Source organism: Siminovitchia fortis (genome assembly GCF_007681465.1).
GTDB classification, from domain to species: Bacteria; Bacillota; Bacilli; order Bacillales; family Bacillaceae_C; genus Siminovitchia; species Siminovitchia fortis.
In genome coordinates, this window is record NZ_VEKZ01000087.1 from 1 (window position 1) to 8,993 (window position 8,993).

Sequence of the window (8,993 nt, forward strand, 5' to 3'; positions counted from 1 at the left end):
AACATCGGCTCGTTCCTCGCCGTGTTTCCTTTATCTCGTCGGAGGCACTCCAGTCTGTACGTCAATGGGCAAGGCGCTTCCGCTTTTCTTAATTTATCGCAACAATATTATGGTATACCGAGCATGTCCTGGACTGTCACCAGTTTGAATCCTTTTTTTCGCAAATCATCGATCACCGTCGGCAGTGCATGGACGGTACCCGATAAATCCCCGCCATCGCCGGTTCCCGAATGCTGCAGAACAATGGACCCGGGACTTACGTTCGGAAGAATATTGCTTGCCACTTCTTCCGCCTCCAACCCTTTCCAATCCAGCGAATCCACGTCCCATGCCACTACAATTCTTTTGCTTCCTGCCAGCCATTCCATCTGTCTGTTGCTGATATTTCCATACGGAGGCCTCACAATAGTTGGAGCAGAGCCGGTCAGAGAGCGGATTAACTCGTCTGTTCTGGTAATTTGCTTTTGAAAATCAGCGTCTTGCATGTTTAAAAAGTTAGGATGATTATAGGAGTGGTTCCCCACTGCATGGCCCTCCCGCACAATGCGTCTGGCAATATCAGGATATTTTTCTATCCTGTATCCAACAAGAAAAAAGGTGGCTTTCACTTCTTTTTCCTTCAGGATATCCAAAATCTTAGGTGTAAAGATATCATCCGGCGCATCATCGAAAGTCAAAGCGATTTCACGTTTTGTCGCAGGGCCCCTCATAATCGATGTACTTTCGTATTTATTTTTTTCCGCAGCCATCGCCTTTGGCTGAACAGAGCCGGACGAAAAACATAAAGCAAGGAGAAGCAGGCAGGACAGGAGCCGAATATGTTTCACTGTGATTCATCCTTTTCTTATATCTGTTTATATGGGTAGAGTTTGTAAAACAACATAGATTATGCACGTTTACAATGTACGCTCTTTTTAGATAAAAACCTAAATGAACACAAATATATTTTTAAAAAAGGCATCTGTAAAGACGCCTTTTTTTACATTTGAACTTTTATTCGAAAAACGTTGAAAAATATCCTGAAATATAAGCCGAAATGCGACAAGAATTGCATCTCGGAGTGAGTAAAATAGGGGTTCGCGGGATTCATGAAAATGTATTTTCCATTATCCGCAGCTGTAATTAAATTTTCGATTTTCCAGCGGATTCAAAGGTTAGAACAAAAAAATTTCGGGTATTCGTTATTATTATGATTACATATTAGGGGGAATGTGGTCATGGGGGAGAGTTATCCCAGTCGCAGGCAATACAGAGAGAATAAGGAAAAAAAAGAAAAAGTAAAAGGAAGAGCCCGAAGTTTGGCTTTTCGGACTTTGTTGGCATTCTTCATTTTCGGGATTTTAGTTACTGGGGTTTTTGCATTTACAGCGATGGCCTATGTAAAAGAAGCGCCCAAATTAAATCCCGAGCAGCTAAATTCACCAATGTCTTCCACTATATACGACATGAATAATAAAAAGATAATGGATGTAGCCGGAGAAGAATACCGAAAAATGGTTCCTTTGGATCAGGTACCGAAAAGCGTGCAGAATGCTTTCCTGTCTGTCGAAGATGTGAGGTTCTGGGATCATCATGGCATTGACTTTAAACGAATCGCTGGTGCAACGGTTGCAAATATTAAGGAAGGCTTTGGAGTGGAGGGGGGCAGCACGATCACACAGCAGCTCGTAAAGATGTCTTTTTTATCCCCTGAAAAAACCATCGAGCGCAAAGTTCAAGAAGCATATCTTGCATTAAAATTGGAAAGGAAATATACAAAAGAAGAAATATTGGAGATGTATTTGAATAAAGTTTATTTCGGTGAAGGGGCATACGGCGTTGCAACGGCCGCAGATGTGTATTTCGGGAAATCCGTTAAGGATTTAAACTTAAGCGAGGCAGCGCTGTTGGCAGGATTGCCGCAAAGGCCGAGCGGTTATAATCCATACGAGAATCCGGAGCTTGCCGAAAACAGAAGGGATCTTGTTCTTTCTTTGATGCATGAGCATGGATATATAACTGAAAAAGAAAAAAAGGAAGCGCAATCCATTCCGGTAAAAGACATGCTGAAGAAGCAAAAGAGGAAAAATACATATAACAGCTTCACGGACAGGGTCATCGAAGAATTGAAGGAAAAAGGGATAGATGAGGACAAGCTTTATACGCTGGGGCTGAAAATCTATACAACATTTGATCCCAAAGCACAAAAGATTACAGACAAAGTTTTAAAGACAGATGAATATATTGATTATCCTGATGATAAATTCAGAGCGGGTGTCGTACTGTTAGATACAAAGACCGGGGAAGTTCGCGCGATTGGCGGCAGCCGGGATTCGGAAGCAGAGATTCAAAGAGGCTTCAATTATGCCACTCAAATGAAACGGCAGCCAGGCTCTACAGCCAAGCCCATCATGGCCTATGGGCCGGCAATTGAAAAGCTGAAATGGTCGACGTATGAGCAGATAAAAGATGAAGAAATCGAGTTGAACGGAAAGGTTTTTAAAAACTGGGACAATCGCTTTCATGGTAATGTCTCCATGAGGACTGCACTTCAATGGTCGTATAATATACCTGCCATTAAAGCGATGCAGGAAGCAGGGCCTGAAGAGGCAAAGAAATTTGCCGAAAAACTGGGCATTCCTTTGGATGAAATTTTTCCTGCCTATGCCATTGGCGGTTTTAAAGATGGAGTCTCTCCTCTTCAACTGGCAGGAGCCTATGCCGCTTTTGGAAACGAGGGGGTGTTTAATGAGCCCCATACGGTTCGCAAAATCGTGTATTTGGATGGAAAGGAAAAGAATCTACAGCCGAAGCCTGTTCAGGCGATGAGTGATTATACGGCTTATATGATCACAGATATGTTAAAAACAGTGGTGACAGAGGGAACCGGGGATATGGCAAACATTCCGGGACTTCCGCTGGCAGGAAAAACAGGTACAAACGAATTGCCGGATGACATCTATGGATATGGGGTGACGGATGCATGGTTTGCCGGATATACAACCCGTTATTCAGCTGCCGTATGGACCGGATATGATGAGATTTCACAGGAAAGTTTCGTCCAAATGCAGGACTCTCATAATGCCAAATTGATTTTCAAACATATTATGTCTGAAGTATCCGAAGGCATCGAAACACCGGACTTCACGATGCCATCCTCTGTGGAAAAAAGGACCATTGGAAACAGGGTCGAATTATTTGTAAAAGGAACCGCCCCTGCCAAAAAGCAGATCAACATAAATAAGCCTGTAAAGAAGAATGAAGTGGAGAACAAGCCGGAGATCACAGAAGAGGATGACGAAAAGCTTGAGGATTCTGATGAGAAAATAGAAGAAAAAGAGAAAGAAAATGAAGACCAAGAGAAATCCGGAGAACAAGAGAAAAAGCCTGATCCAAATGTGGAAAATGAAGGGCAGAAAAAGCCCGGTGACAATAATCCGAAGCCTCCAAGCGAAGAAAATCCGGGACAGGGGAATAAGCAGCCTCCTGCAGGAAACAACGGCCAAGGAGGAAATAATAATAGGAATCCCGAAGAGAATAAGGGCGGGAATGATAAAGAAAATCCGGGAAACAAGGATAGCCCTCCACCCGAAGATAATAAGGGAGCAGGGGATTCCGACGAAAATAAAGGGAAACCGGCGGGCCAAAACCAGCCTCCAAAAGAAAAAGAAGAATAAGTCCAGCTTCTATTGATGATTAGAAAAGCCCGATGAAAGAAAGCACTTGGCTTTCATTCACCGGGCTTGTTTTTACAGTGCATTCATGTAATCGGATATAGAAAATGCCAGTTCTTTTGCTTCTTTTTCAGAAGGTGTGTTGTTAAAAGCATCAGCGAAAGCATGGAGAACGGTTTCCATTAAATGGATTCTTGGAAGGTCTGACTGTATTTCATTAATAAGAAAATCGGCATACTGCTTCCCTTTATGTCCTTCTCCAAGCGAATTTGAAAAGCTTAAGAGGCTTTCAAGTATTTGCTCCTTTGTATATAAATCTTTCTTAAAAGATTCCTCGTAAGGTAAAAATAAACGTTCCCCCAACAGGTTGTCTTTCGTTTGGATCATATTAAGAATAATGGAGTCGGTTCTGCGCAGTATAAAGTTGATAAGCCTGAATGTGTCTACATCCTCCTTAAGGCCGGTCACCCAAACGTTAATAAAATGTTTGAGCATGCCTGCAACCATGATTGCACAATCCAAGGCGTAGGGATCTGCTTCCTTGCCATATACGTCAACCAGTCTTCGGGACAGCCACGCAAGTTCAGCCATGTGATGCTTTTTTATAAATTCTCTCAATTCACGGTCTTTGGAATGAAAAATCGCTTCAAAAAGGGGGACTAATTGCTGTTCTCGATGGATTTCCATCCGGACTGCAATTTGTCTGGCCAAAACTTCTTTATCCGAACGGTCTTTTCCGATCAATAATTCCTTTCTTCTGGCGGCAGTTATTTCGTGCGCATGAATCAGGATCGTCATCAGGCACTCATTTTTAGATGAAAAATAATTATAAAACGTACCTTTTGATATCTTTGATTCGTCCAATATGTCCTGAACTGAAGTGGCGGCGAAGCCTTTTTCTATAAAAAGCCGCTGGGCAGTTAATAAAACACGGTGTTTCCGGTCGTTCATCCAATCACCTTTAGACTTGAAGTATAGTCTTATAGTAGCCTTTTTTCCTATGTTTATCAATGTTTTAATGGATAAGAGAACTTTTTATTGCAAAAGTTGAACGCAGAGTATAAAATGTGAAAAGTAATCAGTAATGAGCGATTTCAACGTGAAGGAAGGGAAAACAAAATGGATATGGAAGAACTGCATAAAAAGCCGCCTTATGGTATGATTGCAATCCTTTTTTTCGGCGCATTTGTGGCTTTTTTGAACAATACGCTTCTGAATGTGGCGCTTCCGACAATCATGGCGGAATTTAATGTAAAACCGGCCGTCGTTCAGTGGCTTACGAATGGATATATGCTTGTCAATGGGATATTAATCCCGGCAAGTGCTTTTTTTATTCAGAGGTTTACCAACAGAAATCTGTTTTTGACAGCTATGTCGCTGTTTACAATAGGAACCGCATTTGCGGCTTTTGCACCTTCATTCGGTTTTCTTATAGCAGGGCGCATGATTCAGGCTTCCGGTGCAGGGATGATGATGCCGCTGCTTATGAATGTGATGCTGACCGCATTTCCTGTTGAGCGGCGGGGAACCGCTATGGGTATGTTTGGACTCGTGATCATGGCCGCCCCGGCCATCGGGCCGACACTGTCGGGCTGGGTAGTGGAACATTATGATTGGCGTACTCTTTTTAGGATCATCCTGCCTTTTGCCGTCATTACGCTTATTTTTGCATTGTTTAAGCTGAAAAACATCACTCCAACCCGTGACATCAAAGTGAATATATTTTCGCTTATTTTATCAAGCATCGGATTTGGGAGTCTCTTGTACGGATTCAGTACAGCCGGGGATAAAGGCTGGGATGCCCCGGAAGTGTACGGCACCATCGTCATTGGTGTCATTGCGCTTGTTATATTTGTCGTACGCCAGCTTAAAATGGAAGACCCGATGCTGGAATTCAGGATTTATAAATATCCGATGTTTGCCCTTTCCTCGGTGATCATGGTAGTAGTTTCGGCTTCGATGTTCTCCGGAATGATTTTGACTCCGATTTATGTTCAGACGATTAGGGAAATCTCGCCGTTCCATGCGGGATTATTGATGCTTCCCGGTGCAATTTTGATGGCCATCATGTCGCCGGTCACAGGAAGGCTTTTCGATAAATACGGAGCAAGGATTTTGGCAGCGATTGGCCTTACGGTAACTGTGATTACAACGTATCTTTTCAGCAGGCTCACCGCGGACACCGGATTTTATCATATTATGTTTCTATACACGATTCGCATGTTTGGAATGTCCCTCGTCATGATGCCTGTAATGACAAATGGCCTGAATCAGCTTCCGATGTCTGCCAATCCACATGGAACTGCGATGAACAACACATTACAGCAAATTTCCGGCGCGATTGGAACGGCAGTCCTGATCACGATTATGAATAAAAGGATGGAAACGAGCGGCGCTGAACTTGCGGAAAAAGCAGCGGCTTCAGGCAATGCACCGGCCACTCCCGAAGCTTTAAAAGAATTATCCCAGCAGGCTATGCTTGACGGGATTACACATACATTCCTAATATCAACTTATATCGCAGCAGTTGCGCTTGTGTTGGCAATGTTCATGAAGCGGGTCACTCCCCCGAAGACTGATAAGGCACTCGCTAAAAAATTTAAAACGCAAACCGAATAAGAAAAGCGCAAGGCGCGCAGCCTTAGGCGACAAGCACAAGACGAATTTGATGAGGGAGCTTTTCAGCCACCACAGCAATTCGGCTTGATCCTTGCGCCGATGGCGCCTGAAGCTGGGCATAAGAAAGACTGTTCTACTGCCTTTGGGATGGGTTGAGCTTAGCTCACTCATCCCTTATTTTTTTGCTCCAGTATCCGAGACTCCGCATCTGTCCCTTTCATCAACGATTGACCCACATACAATAAATAGGAGATTATAGGTCAGGAAGTGATGGAATGCATACTAAATATAAAACGGGAAAGAAGGTTGATCCTTCCAATCCGGACACTATTCCGAAGTTCGAGGATGAGCTGCCGATTCCTGCGGTTGCCAAGCCAAGAACCGCCATTAAAGGTAATCCGTATTATGAAATCTCAATGAAACAAATACAGCATCGATATCATCGTCTTTTTCCGACAACAACGGTTTGGGGATATGATGGAATGCATCCCGGCCCCACAATAAAAGTCCGGAAAAACGAAAAAATCTCCGTGTGTTGGAAGAATAAATTGCCAAGGAAACACCTTTTGCCAATTGACAGGACGCTTCATGAATCGGCCGGCCCCCCGGACGTCCGGACAGTTGTCCATTTACACGGTGCGAATGTTGCCTGGGAAAGCGATGGCCATCCTGAAGCCTGGTTTTCCAGAGATTTTGCTGAAACGGGTGCAGCCTTCAGGCGTAAAGTATACGAATATACAAACAGGCAAATGGGAGCGACTCTTTGGTATCACGATCACGCCATTGGCATTACAAGGCTGAATGTATACGCTGGTTTAGCAGGGTTCTATTTGATTGAAGATCCGGTGGAAAAGCAACTGAAATTGCCCAAAGGCCCATATGATATACCTTTGATGATTCAGGACCGGTCATTCCGTTCGGACGGTTCATTATTTTACCCGGAAAACACTACTCCGCCAGCGCCTGTAAACCCGTCTGTGCAGCCTTTTTTTATCGGGAATACGATAGCGGTTAACGGGAAGCTCTGGCCCAAATTATCAGTCGAGCCCCGCAAATATCGTTTCCGTATATTAAACGCATCCAATACGAATGCCTATACTTTAAGATTAGGTGACGGGCGGGCTTTCCATCAAATCGCTACGGATGGCGGACTGCTTGAAAAACCTGCCGAACTGACAGCTCTTCCTTTGGAACCCGCTGAACGCTCGGAGGTGATCATCGACTTTTCAAAACACAAAGGGAAAAAAATCATTTTGCAAAATACAAATGATGACGGGAATATGGGAGTGATTATGCGTTTTGATGTGGTCCTGCCTTTAAAAGGGAGGGATTCCAGCGAGATACCGGATAAGATGATGTCGGATGAACTGATATTGGACGAAAATAAGGCCGATAAAACCAGATTATTAAAGCTTGATGCGATCCAAGATGAATATAATAGACCAGTATTGTTGCTGGATGATCGAATGTGGCATGATCCTGTCACCGAGAAGCCTGTCATTGGCGATACGGAAGTTTGGAAATTGATCAACGTCACTAACTTTCCCCATCCCATTCACATTCATCTGATCCAATTTAAAATTTTGCACAGGATACCGTTTGACCTGGAGCGCTTTAACCAAGACGGCCATATTCAATACACCGGCCCTCCGATTGAACCTGAGATACATGAGAGGGGATGGAAAGACACAGTGAAAGCTGAGCCTGGTATGGTTACAAGTGTCATTATGCAATTTACGGAAAATCCCGGCGAATATGTATGGCACTGCCATATACTGGAACATGAAGATTATGACATGATGCGGCCAATGAGGGTAGTAGAAAAGGATTGTTAAGGGCATGCTTTGCGTGCCCTGTCCTATGTTACGAACAACTGGCATTCATCCCGGTATTTCAATGCCGGGATGAATGCCAGCGGCATAGATTCAAATAAAGATGAAAAAGCGCTTGCTTTTATTTTTTTAATATTATAACATTAATATAGAATGTATGTTCGGAGGCCGGGTAAATATGGCGAACATGGGTCCCCGCTATGTCGTAGAACTATTCCTCAAAACGGAGATTTTTCAAGTTCATATACTGGAAAAACGCCTTGAAATCGGGCGCCATATTTATAACGCCTGCAAGCGAAAAATGCTGGATAACATTCAACAAATGAGAAAAGATGAAACTTATCAATTTTGGCTCAAGCAAGAGAAATCCAAGACACGAACAAAAAAATTAACCGAGATTCAGGAAGCATATGATGTCAGTAAAACCGGTGCAGAGCGCATCGTCAATCATATGGGAAAACACTTCCTTGGCAAAAAACCGAAAAACAAAAAGCACAAGCAAAAGGTGCATTTAGACTCTCATGCCGTGCAAAAAATTGCACTCAATGTCTGGGAATCGATCGAAGATTATCTTTTCAACCCAAAAACAAAAAAGGTGCGCTTCAAAAAGTTCGGCGAATTCAATACGCTGGAAGGCAAAACCAATAAATCAGGGATCAGATACGAAAATGGCTTTGTGGAGTGGAACGGATTAAAAATAAAAGCAGAAATGCCAAAACCAGGTAAAGATCCATACCTGGAAGCAGCCCTGCACGATGAAATCGCTTATTGCCGGATTGTGCGCAAAATCATCCGCGGCAGAACGAAATTCTATCTGCAGCTGGTCATGAAAGGCATCCCGCCCCAAAAGAGGAAACCGGTTGAAGGGAAAGTCGGCCTTGATAACGGC

The 8,993-nt window shown here is 43.5% G+C and carries 6 protein-coding genes; 4 read left to right on the forward strand and 2 right to left on the reverse strand.

The window, feature by feature from the left end:
• Positions 1-107 precede the first annotated feature (107 nt).
• Positions 108-827, reverse strand: a complete 720-nt coding sequence (locus tag FS666_RS18215) for a polysaccharide deacetylase family protein (RefSeq protein ID WP_144462323.1) — start codon at positions 825-827, stop codon at positions 108-110.
• A 390-nt stretch (positions 828-1,217) separates the two neighbouring features.
• Between FS666_RS18215 and FS666_RS18220 the strand changes: the two genes are divergently transcribed.
• Complete coding sequence (locus FS666_RS18220) at positions 1,218-3,656, forward strand: PBP1A family penicillin-binding protein (protein ID WP_144462324.1); 2,439 nt, start codon at positions 1,218-1,220, stop codon at positions 3,654-3,656.
• Positions 3,657-3,728: 72 nt separating this feature from the next.
• Here the strand turns inward: FS666_RS18220 and FS666_RS18225 are convergent, their stop codons facing one another.
• Complete coding sequence (locus FS666_RS18225; protein WP_144462326.1) at positions 3,729-4,604, reverse strand: TetR/AcrR family transcriptional regulator; 876 nt, start codon at positions 4,602-4,604, stop codon at positions 3,729-3,731.
• Between the two features lie 168 nt (positions 4,605-4,772).
• Here FS666_RS18225 and FS666_RS18230 point away from each other — a divergent pair, with 168 nt between their 5' ends.
• The 3 genes from FS666_RS18230 to FS666_RS18240 form a co-directional block, all read left to right on the forward strand.
• Positions 4,773-6,272, forward strand: a complete 1,500-nt coding sequence (locus FS666_RS18230) for a DHA2 family efflux MFS transporter permease subunit (protein WP_144462328.1) — start codon at positions 4,773-4,775, stop codon at positions 6,270-6,272.
• Positions 6,273-6,547: 275 nt separating this feature from the next.
• The gene (locus FS666_RS18235) at positions 6,548-8,107 is read left to right on the forward strand and encodes a multicopper oxidase family protein (RefSeq protein ID WP_144462330.1); all 1,560 of its coding nucleotides are present in this window, start codon (positions 6,548-6,550) and stop codon (positions 8,105-8,107) included.
• Between the two features lie 175 nt (positions 8,108-8,282).
• Positions 8,283-8,993, forward strand: a 711-nt coding sequence (locus FS666_RS18240; protein WP_483409539.1) for a nuclease/transposase family protein, incomplete at its 3' end; no start/stop codon positions are given.

What these genes read in the sequence shown, in the direction of transcription:
- FS666_RS18235 (WP_144462330.1), top strand. Translation starts at nt 6,548, where the DNA reads ATGCATACTAAATATAAAACGGGAAAGAAGGTTGATCCTTCCAATCCG.
- FS666_RS18220 (WP_144462324.1), top strand. Translation starts at nt 1,218, where the DNA reads ATGGGGGAGAGTTATCCCAGTCGCAGGCAATACAGAGAGAATAAGGAA.
- FS666_RS18230 (WP_144462328.1), top strand. Translation starts at nt 4,773, where the DNA reads ATGGATATGGAAGAACTGCATAAAAAGCCGCCTTATGGTATGATTGCA.
- FS666_RS18225 (WP_144462326.1), bottom strand. Translation starts at nt 4,604, where the DNA reads ATGAACGACCGGAAACACCGTGTTTTATTAACTGCCCAGCGGCTTTTT.